General features: G+C 43.5%; 13 protein-coding genes and 2 pseudogenes. 9 read left to right on the top strand and 6 right to left on the bottom strand.

The window, feature by feature from the left end; translation table 11 throughout:
- Positions 1 to 7: 7 nt before the first annotated feature.
- Together QUB35_RS32070 and QUB35_RS32075 are read right to left on the bottom strand one after the other, a co-directional pair.
- Complete coding sequence (locus QUB35_RS32070) at positions 8 to 1,087, bottom strand: ferritin-like protein (protein ID WP_333145924.1); 1,080 nt, start codon at positions 1,085 to 1,087, stop codon at positions 8 to 10.
- Between the two features lie 31 nt (positions 1,088 to 1,118).
- A complete protein-coding gene (locus tag QUB35_RS32075; RefSeq protein WP_333145926.1) occupies positions 1,119 to 3,065 on the bottom strand; it encodes a hypothetical protein in 1,947 nt (648 codons plus the stop codon).
- 684 nt (positions 3,066 to 3,749) lie between these two features.
- Here QUB35_RS32075 and QUB35_RS32080 point away from each other — a divergent pair.
- The 8 genes and pseudogenes from QUB35_RS32080 to QUB35_RS32115 all read left to right on the top strand — a co-directional run bounded on the left by QUB35_RS32080 (position 3,750) and on the right by QUB35_RS32115 (position 11,662).
- Entirely contained in the window at positions 3,750 to 4,637 is an 888-nt protein-coding gene (locus QUB35_RS32080) for an EboA family metabolite traffic protein (RefSeq protein ID WP_333145929.1), read from the top strand.
- Positions 4,638 to 4,725: 88 nt separating this feature from the next.
- Entirely contained in the window at positions 4,726 to 5,649 is a 924-nt protein-coding gene (locus tag QUB35_RS32085) for a TatD family hydrolase (RefSeq protein ID WP_333145932.1), read from the top strand.
- Positions 5,650 to 5,921: 272 nt separating this feature from the next.
- A complete protein-coding gene (gene eboC, locus QUB35_RS32090; RefSeq protein ID WP_333145936.1) occupies positions 5,922 to 6,890 on the top strand; it encodes a UbiA-like protein EboC in 969 nt (322 codons plus the stop codon).
- A 12-nt stretch (positions 6,891 to 6,902) separates the two neighbouring features.
- Positions 6,903 to 8,114 (top strand): 3-dehydroquinate synthase, encoded by a 1,212-nt coding sequence (locus QUB35_RS32095; protein WP_333145939.1) that lies wholly within the window; start codon positions 6,903 to 6,905, stop codon positions 8,112 to 8,114.
- Positions 8,115 to 8,704: 590 nt separating this feature from the next.
- Positions 8,705 to 8,971, top strand: coding sequence for a hypothetical protein (locus tag QUB35_RS32100; protein ID WP_333145941.1), 267 nt, complete (start codon positions 8,705 to 8,707; stop codon positions 8,969 to 8,971).
- Between the two features lie 82 nt (positions 8,972 to 9,053).
- Positions 9,054 to 10,652, top strand: a pseudogene (locus QUB35_RS32105) (IS1182 family transposase).
- A gap of 121 nt (positions 10,653 to 10,773) precedes the next feature.
- Positions 10,774 to 11,097 carry an ISAzo13-like element transposase-related protein gene (locus tag QUB35_RS32110; protein WP_333145944.1) on the top strand — a complete coding sequence of 108 codons (324 nt, stop codon included), beginning with the start codon at positions 10,774 to 10,776 and terminating at the stop codon, positions 11,095 to 11,097.
- Positions 11,015 to 11,662 (top strand): ISAzo13 family transposase, encoded by a 648-nt coding sequence (locus tag QUB35_RS32115; RefSeq protein ID WP_333145947.1) that lies wholly within the window; start codon positions 11,015 to 11,017, stop codon positions 11,660 to 11,662. The genes QUB35_RS32110 and QUB35_RS32115 overlap by 83 nt, the downstream gene beginning before the upstream one ends.
- 334 nt (positions 11,663 to 11,996) lie before the next feature.
- Here QUB35_RS32115 and QUB35_RS32120 read toward each other — a convergent pair.
- A pseudogene (locus QUB35_RS32120) lies at positions 11,997 to 13,139 on the bottom strand (ISAs1 family transposase).
- A gap of 78 nt (positions 13,140 to 13,217) precedes the next feature.
- Positions 13,218 to 13,619: a transposase gene (locus tag QUB35_RS32125; RefSeq protein WP_333145951.1), complete on the bottom strand. Its 402-nt coding sequence runs from the start codon at positions 13,617 to 13,619 to the stop codon at positions 13,218 to 13,220.
- An 878-nt stretch (positions 13,620 to 14,497) separates the two neighbouring features.
- Here QUB35_RS32125 and QUB35_RS32130 point away from each other — a divergent pair.
- A complete protein-coding gene (locus tag QUB35_RS32130) occupies positions 14,498 to 14,797 on the top strand; it encodes a hypothetical protein (RefSeq protein WP_333145954.1) in 300 nt (99 codons plus the stop codon).
- Here the strand turns inward: QUB35_RS32130 and QUB35_RS32135 are convergent.
- Entirely contained in the window at positions 14,716 to 16,437 is a 1,722-nt protein-coding gene (locus QUB35_RS32135) for an aconitase/3-isopropylmalate dehydratase large subunit family protein (protein WP_333145957.1), read from the bottom strand. The genes QUB35_RS32130 and QUB35_RS32135 overlap by 82 nt on opposite strands.
- A 29-nt stretch (positions 16,438 to 16,466) precedes the next feature.
- Positions 16,467 to 17,504 carry a 3-isopropylmalate dehydrogenase gene (gene leuB, locus QUB35_RS32140; protein WP_333145960.1) on the bottom strand — a complete coding sequence of 346 codons (1,038 nt, stop codon included), beginning with the start codon at positions 17,502 to 17,504 and terminating at the stop codon, positions 16,467 to 16,469.
- Between the last annotated feature and the right edge of the window lie 196 nt (positions 17,505 to 17,700).

Consider the following 17,700-nt stretch of genomic DNA (forward strand, 5'->3'; position numbering starts at 1 on the left):
GACTAAACTAATCATTGACCGATGCATACTCGAATGATGGGGCAAGCTCCTTACCCACCTTGCCCTCTTGAGAAACACCCTCCCTCAAGTCGTCAGATGTTATTTGTCTCTCTGCCATCTTCTGCGCTTGCAATTTCAGGTCAAACATCACCCCCATAGCAGTATTGAGGTACTGCGGTTGCCCATTAAAAGTTTGATGCAGACTGTTGAGTAGACTGGTATAGGAGTAATTGAACTGATCCACTAGGTAGCGTGCCATAGTACCTTCTGCATACATACTGGCTTTAGAGTTTTCTACTAAATCCCAGATGCTATCTTGGTCTAGAGGTATGGGGTCGCCACTGTAGGAATACCCCTCGGTAACTTTTTGGTCTGGACGCAGGCGGCGACCGTAATAGATCTCAGCAAAACGGTAATAATGAGCGTAATCTCCTTCTGGATCTAAGGGGCTTTGGCTCGTACCTTCGCCTTGCTGAACTATCAGTCTTAATCCCTTGATAGCATCATCCAGAGTAAGGATGGGAAATAGCTCATCCGACGGAAACCACTGCTCATTAACAACCTGCAAACAGGGATCGCCAACAATACACTTTGGTCCTAATTCTTCCAGCTTATCAATAATTGCCTGGTAGAACTGACCGATAGTAGCAAATGATGGCGCTTCTTCTATAAATAGGGCTTGAACCGGAAAACCAATTGGATTTTCCGGTTCTTCAATCTTCATGAAGGTATCAAACAACACCTCTTTGGACAGAGGAGCCAAATTGACGGTCAAATCGCCAATATTCATCGGCAAAGAACCAGGGTAACTAGGAATAAAATCAGGTTGATTGATGACGGGATTACCCCCTATGGCATTGAGGACGTTAGCTGCAATGGTCATGTGCAGCATTTCTTCTCGCACCACCGAGAGGATAATATTATATGCCTGTTGATTCGAGTCTAACTTGATGGAATATAAGGCAGTGAGGTAGGGTGGAATGGTGGAGTGTTCTAGTTTGATAGCTGACTGGAGGTAAGAGAACAGATCGCTAGGCTGGGAAGCTTGGAAAATTCTTTCTAAGATTTCAGTCCTAATTTTCAGCATGGGCATCTCCTTCAGGTATAGTTAGGCTAAATTAGGCGCGATCTTCAATAGCTTTCAGCGCTGCGCTGAAGTTTTTAGCAAATTGAGTTTTGGCACCAATTGGCTCTGTTGGTACCTCAGTTGCCGCATCTTTCGGTTGCCTTGATTTGATGACTTCTGGCACTTGTGCTGTTCTGGTTTCAGGCTTTTCTTCGCCATAGAACAGTACATAAGAGCCATCGGCTGCTTTCTGTCGCAACCATTTGAGAATAGTCTCTTGTTTAGGACGAGAAAGGTCGCGAGTTACAGGCATATAATTGGGATCGCCCATGTCCAGCGAGAAAGCCAGTTCGAGAATGGCGCGATGTTCCTTCACTGACTCATAGTTGCTCAGATTGACTAATCTCTTACTCATAATTGGGTAGAGATTGCTATATTGCTGAAGAATTGGCTGAATGTGTTCGCACCAAGATGGCTGTTCTGGAACCTGATACTCGTCGTGGAGAAGAAAAATGATATAGTCCCACGTCTGTTGTTGTCCATCAGCTTGATGTTCTAGCTGATACTGGATCAAGTAAACTTGACCGTCAAGATAGCCGCGAGGATTATTAGGATTAGTGGTAGATACAGACAACTCCACTTGACCCGCCGCATTGGTTGTTGCTGTTGGTTCAAAGGAAACTGCTTCAGCAGGTATATTGATGTCAGGAATAGGGGCTTTAGGAGGGTCGGGATCGTCATCGGGTCCGCCTCCTTGTCCTGACATTGGGGGTCGGAGGGAGAAAAGCACTGTAGCGTTGGCAAAGGGTTTGCCGTAGCAAGCAGCAAACAAAGTGGCGTTAAATGTTTCTCCTGGCTCAACGCGATGGATAAAGTTCTCAGCCCGAATTAACCAACCGTTTAAGGTTTCGCGGATAGCTACTACTCCAGTGTTGTCATCGCTCATTTGAATAATCGCGAGCGGTCGCTGACTAACTAACGATAATTCGTCTGTGGATAGAGCGACCGCCCAAATTCCAGAGGTTTGAGTCAGCCAATCGGTATCGGTATAGGGAATATAGCCGCCTAGAGGTGTAAAATCTTGGTTTTTGGTTACTTGCTGAGATAATTGAATATTTTCGCTGGCGAGCACTGCTAGTTGCAGGTTGCCTAGATTCACAGGATTGCCATACTTATCTAGCGGTAGAGTATTGCTCAAATCAGCAAATACCGAACTCGTTGTTTCGTCTACGCTGCAATCAAAGAAATACAAACTATTCGCGGGCGGAGATAAGGTGTTGGGATCTACCGTCTGATACATGCGCCGCCCCAGAATGAAAGAGTGGGGTTCGCCAGCAAGATAGGGGCCAATAGCTCCAACTACTGTACCCAGAGTAAAAGTATCTGAGTTGACATTCCCATTGAAGCTGAAAGTGCTAATTCGCATTGATAGCAATTCTTCGGCGGTTGCTGCTTGCAGCTCTTGGAGAAAGCGAGAATTAAGCAAGTCGTCACTCCAATCGATACTAGTCAGTACTGACTGGAAAAGAGCAGAGGCGGCACCATCTCCTCCACCTCTTTCTTGGCGGCTGAACCAAAGGTCTCGGAAGGGGGCTGGCTCAAAAGCACCACTAAATAAATTGGGGGAATTATCGCCGCTTGCGCTAAGCCGCACTCTTAACCCCCAAAGTGCGGATGCTTGCTGCCATTGGGGGTCAAGGTCTACTATTTTGCCACCTACTCGGTTGTTAGAGCCGCTGATGAATAGACCAACTATCGGATCGGTTGTAGATCTAGTGCCATCGGAGTAGTAAACCGCTGTAACTTTACAGTTGATGAGGCGGAATGCGCCGGAACCAACAGGGTTCCACCAACCATTCATTACCTTGCGGTCTTGAAACTCTTGAAAGCGCTCTTCAAAAGTTGCATCGTCAAAGTGGCGAACGTCGTTATTTACTGTGGAGACATCGGCTTGGAATTCGCCTGCAAACACTAGCCGTAGGTTATTGAGATAACTCATCACTAATCCTTTTCTTACGTTTTTGGACGAAATCTTTCCCCATTGGGGAAATAGCAAAACCATTAACAAAGGGAGGCTAATCCATTATCAAAATGCACTTCCTACTTTGGGTATGAATAAAAAAAAAGAAGAAAAAACTAAAGCATACCTCTTTTCCCGCCCGTAGGTTTAGCAGTATTATGCTAACTCATTAGCATAAAAAACTCTCTTTGTGAATTTTTTGGGTAAAAGACCTTTTTTCCAAGCGCCGACGGAAGTCTATGGCACTATTGGGTAATCAACTTAACACAATAACCATCCTTGAGAAATTAAAAAATACTTAAGAAATCAGGACTTACGCAGAGATCCCCCTAAATCCCCCTTAAAAAGGAGGACTTTGACTGTTCCCCCCTTTTTAAGGGGGGCTAGGGGGGATCTAGGTTTCAGGCTTTCGGTGCGTAAGTCCTGGAAATTATAGGCTTGTGCTAGCGACTGCCCCACAAAAAAGTCTAAAAAAGAAGAATCATAAAAATATGTAACATATTTTTTTTGATATGAGCGGAGAATGATAGGATTTATCCGAATGCAAATAATCAGGTAAAAGCAAAAATGAATAACTGGTAAACCGATTGCTGATCGCCGCTCCTACTCCCTGAAATTTGCCTTCTTTGCCGATCGCGGTTTTAACTAACGATACAAAGTGTTATGTTTCTTTCAACTCCTAGTGCCCCAAACAACATCACCAACTTACTGCGTTGTTGGCTTTCACGACATATTGCCGAGGAAGCTTTCACCTGGTTAGAAGAAAAGCGGCAGCAGATTTCCCAAGGGGCTACCGAACGAGTATTCTTCACTACCTTCAGTGCTGTGCCTCGCTATATAGGAAAAAAAGACTTAGTGCTAACAGCAGAGGACTTGCAAGCTGCTGAGGAGATTCGCCCTGGCTGGTCTCCTAGTCATTGGAGCATAGATCGGGTGGGTCGCACGCTATTGCTCCTAGCACTTCCCCATAATAATGTCACTACCTATATGCGATCGCTCGAACAACTCTTCACAACGGCTGATGTCGGCGAGTTAGTCACTCTTTATCAAAGTTTGCCACTCTTACCCTATCCAGAACTGCACCTGGAGCGAGCGGATGAGGGAATTCGCAGCAATATGACTGCGGTATTCAATGCCGTAGCATTGCACAATCCTTACCCTGCCGATTATTTCGGCACCCCCGCCTGGAATCAGATGATTCTGAAAGCTGTGTTTGTGGGCAGTCCATTGCATCAGATTTGGGGGATCGATCGCCGAGCTAATCTAGAACTTGCCCGCATGTTGATAGACTATGCTCGCGAACGTTGGGCAGCGAAACGTCCTGTGAATCCCGAACTTTGGCGACTCGTGGGAGCGTTTGCCGATGGTGTGATCGTTGCCACTCTAGAAAAGGTACTGAATCAGCCCGATGTCGTGCAACAAGAAGCAGCCGCGTTAGCTTGTTCTCAATCTACGTTACCACAAGCTCAAGCTCTACTAGCTCGTCGCCCAGATTTGCGCTCCTTAATTGAGCAAGGAGATTTAACTTGGAGGTCATTAACTAACTGCTAATTTTTGCTCCCAACGGCTCTTCAGCCAACATCGGTTAAGCAACCTGCCCGTAAATTCCCATCACCAAGATAAATTTTAAGATGTAACTATGCTTGTAAATCAGATGATGTGGATCGATCCGCACATTCACATGACATCCCGCACAACCTACGATTACCTAGTAATGCAGCAATATGGGGTTGTCGCTGCGATCGAACCCTCCTTTTGGGTGGGACAACCGCGTACTAGCTCGGGGACATTTAAGGACTATTTCAATAGTTTGATCGGGTGGGAGCGTTTCCGCGCTGGTCAGTTTGGCATCCGTCATTACTGCACGATTTCCTTGAACCCGAAAGAAGCCAATAATGAGGCACTAGCAGAACAAGTAATGGAACTGTTGCCTCTGTACCTTTGTAAAGAGGGAGTTGTTGCCATTGGTGAAATTGGCTACGACGCAATGACGGCAGCAGAAGACAAGTACTTCCGCCAACAACTAGAACTTGCGAAAGAACTGGATATGCTGGTGTTAATACATACTCCCCACCGCAATAAGAAAGAAGGCACAACTCGTAGCATGGATGTCTGTCTGGAGCATGGATTAGATCCATCGCGAGTGATTGTCGATCATGTCAATGAGGAAACGGTTAGAGAGACCTTAGATCGCGGTTTCTGGGCAGCCTTCTCCATTTACCCGCAGACGAAGATGGGAAATGCGCGGATGGTGGAGATTGTGCGTCAGTACGGTTGCGATCGCATTATCGTAGACAGCGCTGCCGATTGGGGAATTAGCGATCCTTTAGCTGTACCGAAGACAGCGCAGTTAATGCTAGAAAGGGGAATTCCAGAAGCGTCGGTGCGGGCTGTTTGTTATGATAATGCTTTAAAAGCATACAGTCAAAGCGGTCAGATGCTAGAAGATGATTGGCTCAATCCGCCTCCTGTCGATCGACGGCAGTTGTTCGACGGAAATTCTGTACTGCGGGGACAACAACCAAATTTTGAAGCTGACCGTGAATCGTTAATTATTGAGTAACCCACTTATGCTGAAACTTTATGGCGGTATTCTTACGCGAGCTTTTATTATTGCGAGGAAGTTGTCAAATCTATAAAGCATCTGTCTATGCTTAACTTTGACAATTATCCACATGTATTGAGTTACGTTAATCGTTTGGGAGAGCGTCCAGCTTTTCAAAAGACAATAGCTACCAGTTTGCCTTTCACTGTACAGAAGTAATTCACAGAAGTAGTTTTTAATAAAACTCAAACAAGTTATCGGTTGGATAAGGCTTTATTCTTTAAAAAAATATGAACAGCGAAAAATTAATTCCTGATGCACAAGTGAAGGCAACGAGTTTAAAATCCCAAACTTTCTGGGCTTATCTACAACTGATGCGGCCTGCTAATATTATCACGGCTTGGGCTGATATTTTGGCTGGTTATGCTGCTTCTGGTTTTCGTCTGAGCGAGTATGGCTTGCACGCAACTCAGCAGATAACACCTACCAGTTTAGTGCCACTTGTCTGGCTGCTGGTGTCTACAACAGGACTTTATGGAGGCGGTATCGTTTTCAATGATGTATTCGACACTGAAATAGATGCACAAGAGCGACCAGAACGCCCAATTCCTAGTGGACGAGCCGACCGTACTGGTGCTATTTGGCTGGGGAGTTTCCTGTTACTGATGGGGGTGATAGCAGCTTTTCAAGTCACTTTGTTAAGTTTTATCCTGGCTGCGATCGTCGCCCTAGCTGCTTTGATCTATGATGCGTTTGGGAAACACCACCCCATGCTAGGTCCAATCAATATGGGTTGTTGTCGTGGCGGCAATCTATTGCTTGGTGTAAGTGCAGTTCCCATAATGGTAGGAGAGCGGTGGTTTTTGGCTTTAATTCCTATTGCTTATATTGCAGCAATTACAGCGATTAGCCAGGGTGAAGTTCATGGGGGAAAGAAGAGTACCATAGCGATCGCTATCCTGTTTATTGTGGGAGTGATTAGTGGTGTTTTAGCCTTGGGACTTTTGCCAAATTATCGAGTTCTAATAGCATTGCCGTTCGCTGCGTTATTAGCTGGAAGGGTATTACCGTCTTTTGTGAAAGCGGCTCGATCACCTACACCAGACTTAATTAGAGCGGCGGTCAAAATTGGTGTACTCTCTTTGATTGTGTTAGATGCAACGGTGGCGGCTGGTTTTGCAGGTTGGTTTTATGGATTGTTAGTTTTGCTCCTGCTGCCTATTTCTGGATGGTTAGCACAACTGTTTGCTGTGACTTGAAGAGGGTAAGTTATGACAATTTTTAGCATTCAGCCTAAAGAGTCAAAGCACTCGCTGTTTCAATCTTTCCATCAATGTGTTCGTGTTACTTTCACCTATGCAGTCCACTTTACTCATGGGTTGTTCCAGTTGTCCAATCCCATACTCGCGCAAGCGATCGCCGCTGATGGAGAAAAAAGCCCCAAGCAAGTAGTAGCTGTGGTGGATGCCGGATTCTTGTCGCACCATCCTCAGTTACTAGAGCAATTAGCCGCCTATACCTACGAGTATAAAGATGTCATGACGCTGGCGGTGGAGCCGATCGTAATACCAGGTGGAGAAGCAGCTAAGAACGATCCCAGGTTAGTCGAGGAACTTCACAGGGTAATTCATAATGTTGGGTTGTGTCGCCACTCTTATGTGCTGGCGATTGGCGGTGGAGCTGTACTGGATATGGCAGGATACGCAGCAGCAACGGCTCACCGAGGGGTGAGATTAATTAGGGTACCGACGACAGTGTTGGCGCAAAATGATTCGGGTGTGGGAGTTAAGAATGGGGTTAATGCGTTTGGGAAAAAGAATTTTTTGGGTACTTTTACGCCTCCTTCTGCTGTACTGAATGACTTTACTTTCCTGACGACTTTGAGCGATCGCGATTGGCGTTCGGGTATTGCTGAAGCTGTTAAGGTAGCCGCGATCGAGGATGCAGATTTTTTTCATTTTATTGAGACACAGGCTCCAGCACTAGCCGATCGCAATATGGATGCTATGCAGCAGCTAATCTACCGTTGCGCTCAGTTACATTTGGAACATATTGCCAATCACGGCGATCCATTTGAAATGAGTTCCTCTCGACCTTTGGATTTTGGTCACTGGGCGGCACACAAATTGGAACAGTTAACGAATTACGCTCTACGGCATGGCGAAGCTGTGGCTATAGGGATAGCTCTAGATACTACCTATTCTTACCTGGCAGGGTTGCTTTCACAGTTAGAATGGCAGCGAGTGCTGAATCTATTGCAGGCATTAGGGTTTAGTTTGTATATACCGACATTGGCAGAGGGATTAGAAAAACCAGACCATCCCCAATGTCTTTTCCGAGGGTTAACTGAGTTTCGGGAACATTTGGGCGGAGAACTAACTATTACTTTGTTGCAAGAAATTGGGCAAGGAGTTGAGGTACATCAGGTAGAAAAGCTTTTGTATGAGCAAGCAATTTTTCTGCTGGCAGAGCTTGCTAAATAAGCCTTATAGAACCCATTTGACATCTTTGAGGCTGCCAGCCTTTTAACCATTAGCCTAATAAAACAAAGATTTATCTTGGCAGTTGCATTACCTAAAGTTATCTCAAAATTTTTAACGAGGATTTTGCATCTTTCTATCCAATAATTTGACCGTTCAATTATCCACCTTGTCTTCAGCGGAATGAATTCCGATTTTCCCTGTGTTTCCTTTTCTTTTATTGAGGGGTTTTTTAAAAGTTCAAACTTAATTTTCGTCATAATCTGTGGATAAATCTTCTGTAATTCAATAGTCAGATGTTCAGGATGATATCCGTTGTCTAGCAAGATCGTAATTTGGGGAATATTAACCGATTTAGATTTGAAATAATCGATATTTTTACTCAACATCTCAATCAAACCTGCATCATCTGATAAATTGGCTTTGGTGCAGTGAGGAATGAAAATTTAATAACATCAGCGATGTATAATAAATAAATGAGTGAATATGAATAGGTTTATGTTGCGGTAGAGATGTCAAATATTATACCTACTTGGTTCTGATTATGTCGCCCATGATTTTTTGATGTGAATCATTTCTTACTCACTTAATTTATGTGTTACTCAGACGAAATTACTGATTTAATGCGAAAACATCATCAGTCTTTATCTGAAAAAGACCAAAGAAAATATGCAGCGATAGAAGCCGTAAAACTTGGTCATGGTGGAATTATTTACATAGCCCGAGTTTTGGGAGTAGACAGGAATACAATAGCCAAGGGAATTAAGGAGTTAAAAAGTGAATCAGACACTACTTGTAATCAACAGAGAATTCGCCGACGTGGAGGAGGCAGAAAAACTAGGGCGTCGGTACAGTATTAGACATTGACAAAACCGGGCAGATATGATATGTCAATTGAGGAGCCTGTTAAATTCTCACCATCAGGAAGAAAGAAAAAACCCTATGCGTCCTCCCTTATGGCATCCTCCAATTGAACTATCAGACCATGAAGCGTTGATTATCAAACGCATTAAACGAGCCAAGCTATTCACCTTTCTGCGACTTAACCGTTTATTCATCTTTAATGATGAGTTCCAAGAAGAACTCGCTACCATCTTTAAAGACAGCACCGTGGGTAATAGCCCAGTTCCTCCGGCACAAATTGCCAAGCGCAATTATTCTGCAAGCCTATCTAGGGATTTCTGATGATGAAGTGATTGAAGAAATGAATCGTGGCTCAACGGTGGCAGTTAGTTCTCGATTGCCTTAATTGTGAAAATCCCCCTTTCAGCAAACCGACTTTAATTAGATTCAGAAATCGATTAATTAAAAAAGAATTAGACCAACGTTTAATTGACCGCACCGTAGAAATTGCCAAGCACTCATGGTGGGTTTGGCTCATCTCAACTCAAAGCGGCTTTAGATTCTTCCCCGTTATGGGGAGCTGGTAAAGTCGAAGATACATATAATCTATTGGGTCATGATGAGCGTAAAGCAGTGAGTGTGATAGCTGCTGGACAGGGGCGGGAGCCAGCAGAAATTGCCGAGTTAGCTGGTGCGCCAATTCTCAATAGTTCCAGCTTAAAAACAGCCTTAGACTTAAACTGGGATGACCCTTCAGAGCGTCAAAATGCACTCTTAATGATTCTAAACAGCTTATGTTCTGTGGAAGAATGGATGCAAAGCCAGTCTGGTTGTAATGAGTTTGAAGTCGCCAAAGAGACTCTGGATGTGGCCCGAGTGATTGAATCGCAAAATGTAACTTTTGACTCTCAAGGAGTTCCAAGTTTAAGCAAAGGAGTAGCCGCATACCGTCGCATTTCTATTGAAGACCCAGATATGCGACATGGACGAAAAAGCAAGTCTAAGAAAATAGATGGATATAAACGCCACATCCTCAAAGATTTAGAGAGTGGTGTAGTTTGCGCGGTGGCGTTGACTCGCGCAAATACTCCGGAAGCCACTGCTACAGTTGACCTAGAACGTGACTTAAAATTTCAAAATATTCACCTAGCTGAGTTACATATTGATCGGGCTTATTTATCCAGTCATTGGGTGACACAACGGGATGATAAATTACAGATATTTTGCAAGGCGTGGCCGGTCAGAAATTCTGGACGGTTTGATAAAAATTCTTTTTTTCTTGACTGGGATACACATTTAATTAGCTGTCCCAATCAGGTAAGTATCCCATTTGAACCCGGAAAAATTGTTCATTTTCCGGCGAGTGAATGTGCAATTTGTCCTCTGAGGTCTGGTTGCACGAATAGTAAAAGAGGACGAACTGTATCAATTCATCCTGATGAAGCCTTAATGCAAGAGTTGCGAGCACGTCAATCCACTGCTATTGGTCGAAAAGACTTAAGAAAACGTACTACAGTTGAACACTCTCTGGCTCATATTGGTCATTGGCAGGGTGATCGTGCTCGATATCTTGGACAACGGAAAAATCTTTTCGATCTACGTCGAGTCGCTGTTGTCCATAACCTTCACGTCATTGCTCGAATCTCTAAGGTTGCCCCAATTCAACCGGGCATAGAGTTGAATTCCTTGACGGGGTAGATTCATATATCTCTTTTTTTGTCAACTTCTAATACTGTACCGACGCTCTAGGGAGTCTGAAATATCTGATTTAAATGAGCGTTTTTTAGAAGTCTTAAAAAACCACACAGCCGGAGATCCAATGTCGGAAAAAATTAAATGGACAAATCTTACCCAGCAACAAATAGTTGAAGGTCTGAAGGCTCAGGAAACAATAGTCAGTACAACAGTTGTTAAAAAACTGTTAAAAAAACATGGATATGTGAAACGTCAAGCTCAAAAAAAACAAACAACCGGAGTAACAAAAAATCGTAATGAACAATTTGAAAATCTGGCCCCAATTACCGCAGAGTATGAGTTACAGGGAAATCCAATTGGAGCGTATGGACACGAAAAAAAAGGAATTTATTGGAAATCTATATCGAGCAGGAAGTCTATATACTACGGAAGCTATTACGACATTTGACCATGATTTTTGGAGTTTGGCTGACGGAAAAGTAGTACCTCATGGAATTTATGATCTGCAATATAACCGAGGATATTTAAACCTGGGAATCAGTAAAGACACGAGTGAATTTGCTTGTGAATCGATTAAATTATGGTGGGCTAATTACGGAAAATTTATCTACCCTCAAGCCGATTCAATTTTAATAAAATGCGATGGCGGTGGCAGTAATAATTCCAATCATCATATCTTTAAATCGGATTTACAAAAATTAGTTGACGAGCTAGGAATAGAAATTAGGATCGCACACTATCCTCCCTATACATCGAAGTATAATCCGATTGAACATCGTTTATTTCCTCACGTAACCAGAGCCTGTCAAGGAGTAATTTTTACTTCTCTTGAGTTAGTTAAAGAACTCATGGCAAAAACTCATACTAAAACCGGGCTTTCTGTGGTAGTAAATGTGAGCGATAAAATTTATGAAACTGGTCGAAAAGTAGCTAAGGGATTTAAAGAAACAATGAAAATTATTTTTGATGAATATCTACCAAAATGGAATTATCGTGCTGTTCCGACTATTTAGCAGACGCTAAAGTTATTAAATTTTCATTCCTGAGTAAAGAAGGGAAACCCAAGCGTATCAACAGCTAGATGCCTTTTAATACCATTGGTAGATTTATAAAAACGATACCCAGGGGGAACGCATCTTATTGAACACTGTTCATCAGTGGTGAGTATATTTTGAGATAAATTCACCATTCAAAGAAGCTACAGACACGCTTTGTAATGACTTTAGTAAGAAAACAGTAACTGATTAATGGTGGTTTTTACGCTTCTGCTAATTTTGAGACAATAAAACTATTACAACCACTGTTTCCAAGTTGTATAATAGTTAGTAATGAGTTATTCGTGAGGATTTAGTTAACTGCAACAGCGAGAATCTTGGTCAAATAGTCATCATCCCACCCGGCTCGAAGTCGCTTATTTTTTGCTCCATTTTTTGAAGTTTTCTCTTGATTCAAAAGATTGAGCGAGATGTGTCTAAGAATAGCAAAATTTTGCGGAGCATTATCTTTTCTAATCCGACACTCATCTTCACGAAAACCCACATCTAACACCCAATGTAAAGAATTTTCAATTCCCCAATGGCTGCGGACTGATTCACCAAATTTTTGAGCCTTATTTGGTAAACTACTAATATAATAACGAGTTTCAATAGTTGTTTTTCCTTTCACTATTCTCACGGATTCTATCAGACCTATACTATGAAGCTTCTCCCATTGATTGTCGGGATCTATCAGCTCTTTGATGTCACTTAACATTAAGTAATGTCTGATTTATGAGCGACCGTGATTATTCTCTTTCTTCGTCGAATGAGCTGTATGTGTAAATCCCGAAAATCCTTGTCTAATTGCTTGTTTAAACAACTCTTCTACTCTGGCATACAGGGATAGTTGGTTCTTTTTTAAGGTGATTACATAATCTCCTTTTTGTTCGACAATTGACTTCACAATTGACCTCTGACAGCCCATAGCATCAATGCTGACAATGCTTCCATTCAATTCTAATACTTTGAGTAAAGCCGGAATAGCTGTGATTTCATTAGACTTTTTATCAACCTTAACTTGTCCTAAAACTAATCTTTGACTCGTCGCCCAAGCACTGACCATATGAATTGCTTTTTTATCTCCTCCCCCTGAGTAAGAATGGCGAAGACTTTTGCCATCAATTGCGATTACTTCTCCAGGATTGAAGCAACTAATAGATTGAATCCAACTCAAAAAACATTTCTGAAATTGCTCCGGTTTTAGCCGAGCAAATACTCGCGCAATTGTATCATGTGAAGGTATGCCATTCGGCAATTCTAAATGTTTTTTTAACCATTCGTATTTAGCTCGCCCGTAACTTTCAATATCCACCCATGTATCAGCACCGCAAATCACGGCACAAATTGAGATGGTGATAATGTCAATTAATTGATGATGTTTCGTCCGCTCAAATCTGGGATATTCTAAGTCGGCAAAATGGTCGGCAATCGTGATTTTAGGTTTGAGTTTCATACAGGTAAACCCTAATTAAATGTTTTGTAGTTACTCAATAATTCTTCTCCAATATACCAGATTCTGTTAACATGAAATTTAGATGCGTTCGCCCTGAAACGATACCCTGTCGATGCAATACTGGCATTGCAGGTATTTTTCACAGAAGAGTGAGTCGATAATTATCAACGTAGTCCACTTCGGTTTTTTTACCTGCTCGCGAACTTGAGAATGTAAAACTGTCATCAGTTCTTCAAGCACTCCTTGCGCTCGCCACTGTTTATAATACCAATATACGGTTGAGTAAGTGGGTAAATCTTTAGGTAAATCTTCCCAATTGCCACCATTTTTAAGTTGATAGAAGATGCCATCCAAGATTTGTCTTTTAGCCCAGTTAGGGGGCCCTTGTTGGCTTTTTAATGGGCAATATTTGATGCAGTAAGGGTTCGAGAATTTCCCATTCAGAGTCCGTGAGGTTACTAGAATAAGGCATGACGGCAAAGCGTGTATTTTTCTGGTAATTTTACCTTAAAACTATCAAGGGGGACAACCAACTTGAAAACCTTCCCAGGCACTCGTTTAAACCGAAGGACCTGGGGTGAAATGAGCAGTCGAACAGAAACTTACGCTAAGGAATTGATTAGTCGTTTTGAATACTGCGCTCGCCTCTTATAAACCTGTACCAATTGATCTGTCTGAAATTTAAAAGCCTCAAATCCTTACTGTGCCGTACAAAAAAGCTGTACCAAAAAATCTATGCTCTAATTGGTACAGTTTAATTTTCAACTCTTTAAGCTTTTAAGATACAAAAAGAGTAGTTCCCAGAATGCTTATCCAGTAAAAGTTTCAGCCTTAGCGTAAGTTTCTGTACGACTGCTCATTTACCCCCGACCTCAAAAAAGAGCTTTTGGGGCGATCGCCTGCTGTGAGATGATCGCTTGCTGTGAGACGATCAACAGAAGGACGCGATCGCCAAAAGATGTCAAATGGGTTCTATATACTGTCACAATCTTGGAAATTTAACGAGTGTGCGCCATTTCAAGCAACGAAAAGTAGAGGTTCGATCCTTGGAAAGACAGCTATAGGGTAATCTGTCATCTCCTTAAAAACCGCCTGTAAAAATGCCCCTCTAGCAATTTTTTTGCTTAGGCGGCTTTACGTTTCATCATTTAGGGGCCGATTGCGATCGCTTCTCTTATGACCTAAAAACGCCAGTTCCAGAATTCGGCGTGCATTTTTCAAGCGCCCTCCTGACGGCCCGCACCCCAACTGTTGCCCTAAACGGTATCCCCAAATCTTGCCCTAGTGATGGAATAGTTTTTTGAGAATATCAGATAAATGAGGCGGTGGGGACTCAGCCATTGCAACCGGCAAGGGCCGTGGCATCATTAATCCTCGCCGATCGCATAACTGGCGATCGCTCTCATCCTCATCACCGGCAGGAAAGTGAAAACCTCAACAGTTTTTCAGAGGCGATCGCCCCCTGGGAAATAGCATCGAAACTGCACTGCTTTTCCCAGGCGCGAAAGCGCTGTACAAAAAGGACAGAAGCTTTTATGCCTTACCTGCTGAATATAGCATCAAACCCTAAAGAGCCTCATTCGCTTGCATCGCTAAGGCGATCGCTAATTTTTCCCTCAACTGCCGAAATAGCTACCACGCGGGGAGAAGCTAAATAGTTCTTCGCCGTTGGATCGCCGCTTCGCCCTTTGAAATTGCGGTTGGTCGCATAAACCCCTGTCTCTTCTTGAGCGAGTATCCCAAGTCCGGCATTAATACAAGCGCCACAGCCTGATTTGAGAATTGTGGCTCCCGCCGCTTCAAATATTTGCATATACCCTAGATTCTCAGCCTTTTGGCGCACCTCAAAAGAAGCGGGTACGATAAAAAGGCTGACACCCGGAGCTATACGGCGACCTTCAAGCACCTCGGCAGCTTGAGCGAGATCGAAAAGTTTTCCCCCGGTGCAAGAACCAATAAAAGCTTTGGTAATAGGAATTTCTCCTAACTTGCTAATACCAATTACTTGGTCTGGTTTGGGGGGACGAGCGACCTGCGGTTCTAAATCGCTCAAATCAAACTCATAGATTTGTTCATAAGATGCCTCGGAGTCGCTACCAACGTCCTCAAATAAATCTTGACCGCAGTTTTGCAGATATTGGCGAGTTGTTTCATCAGGAGCAATTACCCCGCACATTGCACCGCACTCAATCGCCATGTTCGAGAGTGTCATGCGTTCTTCCATTGGCATCTGGTCGATAATACTGCCTCGGAATTCCATGACTTTTCCCGCAGCGCCGTCACAGCCAATTTTGCTCAGAATAAATAGGATGATGTCTTTTGCAGCAATATATTTGGGCAAAGTTCCTTCAAGTCTAAAAAGTAGGGTAGGAGGAACCCGCACCCACATATCCCCCATCGCAAAAATATTCGCCATATCCGTTGTTCCCACTCCAGTGGAAAAACATCCAAAGGCTCCGTAAGTGCAAGTGTGGGAGTCTGTCCCGGCTACAATTGTACCTGGATGAATGAAGCCCTTTTCTGGGAGCAGAACGTGACAAATGCCAGCAGCTTCTCCTGGGGAAACCATATCGAACAAATGGCAGCCTTGCGAGCGGGCAAACTGCACCATTTCTGAGTATAATGAAGTGGCTTTAGGGTCTACTCGCACGTCGTTGACTTGAATAAAGTGATCGGCTACTAAAACAACGCGGGTGGCATCCCAAAGTTTTGCTTCTTCTCCAAAATTCTGGTAAAAGACATCAGCAACAGGTGCGGCTACAGCATCGTGAGACATGGCTAAATCGACTTTAGCAAAAACCATCTCTCCCGGCTGAACGTAAGCATTGCCAGACGCCCGTGCCAAAAGTTTTTCTGTCAGAGTCATCGCCCTAGCATAAGTTGAACTCTGGGGAACAGAAATTTCACCTTTCTGCCGCTTTTGGTTAAAGGGAATTAAGCCGCCTGCCCTCACAATAGCTTCGACGACAGGATTATTATTAGGCTGGGAGTAAATTTCTAATGTCAGACCAATATTGATACTATTTCGGTAAAATATTTCGGCAAAAGAGAGGGCGCGTATTTTTTTTATGCCAGCAGCTTTTATGGCAATAGGTGCATTTTCTCGGCTAGAACCGCAGCCGAAATTGCGTCCGGCTTCGATTTCTTCATAGCCTACAAGGTTTCCTTCACCAATCAGATGTTCAAAAGCATACTGCTTTAAATACTCTGGGTCGGCAGTAGTACACCGTTTTGCCGGAATAATATCGTCTGTATTGATATCATCTCCAAAAATCAACACTTTCGGTTCGGTTGTCATAAGTTCTCCCTACTGCTTGTTTATCAAAGTTAACTACCGAGTTGTTGGACTATCAACTCGGTTAAAGTTTCCGCGTTGACTAAGATTTCTTGACCTTGGGGGGCTAAGTCTGCCGTGCGGTAGCCCAGGGCTAAAACTTTTTCGATGGCTTGAATTAGCTTGATAGCCGCATGGGTTTCCCCCCACTGCTGAAGCATTAAAACAACTGCCCCCATCGTTCCTAGAGGATTGGCAATACCCTTCCCGGCAATATCTGGTGCTGTGCCGTGTATGGCTTCATAAAGACCGAACCCGCGCTCGTTCAGACTGGCAGAGGGTAATAACCCGATGGAACCTACTAATGCTCCTCCGATATCGCTGAGGATATCCCCAAATAGATTTCCTGCTAGAATCACATCAAATCGCTTAGGCTCCCGCACGAGTTGCATGGCTAAGTTATCCACTAGCATGGGTTCTACTCTAACATCAGGGAAATGTTCGGCTTCCTCCTGCACTAAACGGCTCCAAGGGATTTGTGGCAGAGCATTTTCTTTATGGGCTACGGTAAGCAAACCTCGGCGCTCTTTAGCTTTGCCTAGAGCTACTTTAGCGATGCGGCGGATTTGCCAGTCGTAGTATTTCATTGTATGAAAGCCATAATAGCCACTGTCGTCTTCTGTTCGTCCTGATGGTCCAAAATAAATTCCGCTTACTAACTCTCGAACAAATAATATATCGGCTCCTTGAATCTTGTGCGACTGAAGGCTGGATTTATCCAATAAAGTTTCAAAGGGACGCACGGGGCGAAAATTGATAAAAAAGTCGAAGTGTTGGCGAAGTTCGAGAATCCCGCCTTTCGTGACGGCTCCGAATAAAATTCCATCAGCACCTTCGCATAGTTGGGCGGTTTGGTCGGGGAAGAATTTTCCAAATTCATTGAAGGCAGGTTGTCCAATTAAGGCATAGTCTATAACTAAAGAAAACCCTTCTAGTTTTGCTAAATGCAGGAGAACTTTTAAGGAAGCGTCTACCACTTCTGGCCCGATTCCTTCGCCAGGGAGAGCTACGACGCGATACGGCTCAGTCATTGAAAAATCCTCCCTCGAATAACTCGACGACTTCTTCTGGGGAAAAGCACCGCTGCTCTTGAATGGAAAGGGATTTGATTTTATCTCGCATTCGGTTGTAATCTTCAGGAGTAAGCGGTTTGGCGTTGCTGAATCAAGGTATGAATACCCCAGGAATGGGAATATCGTCAAACTTCAAGTAATGTATTAATAACTT

Source organism: Microcoleus sp. B13-B6, assembly GCF_036705405.1.
GTDB lineage: Bacteria > Cyanobacteriota > Cyanobacteriia > Cyanobacteriales > Microcoleaceae > Microcoleus.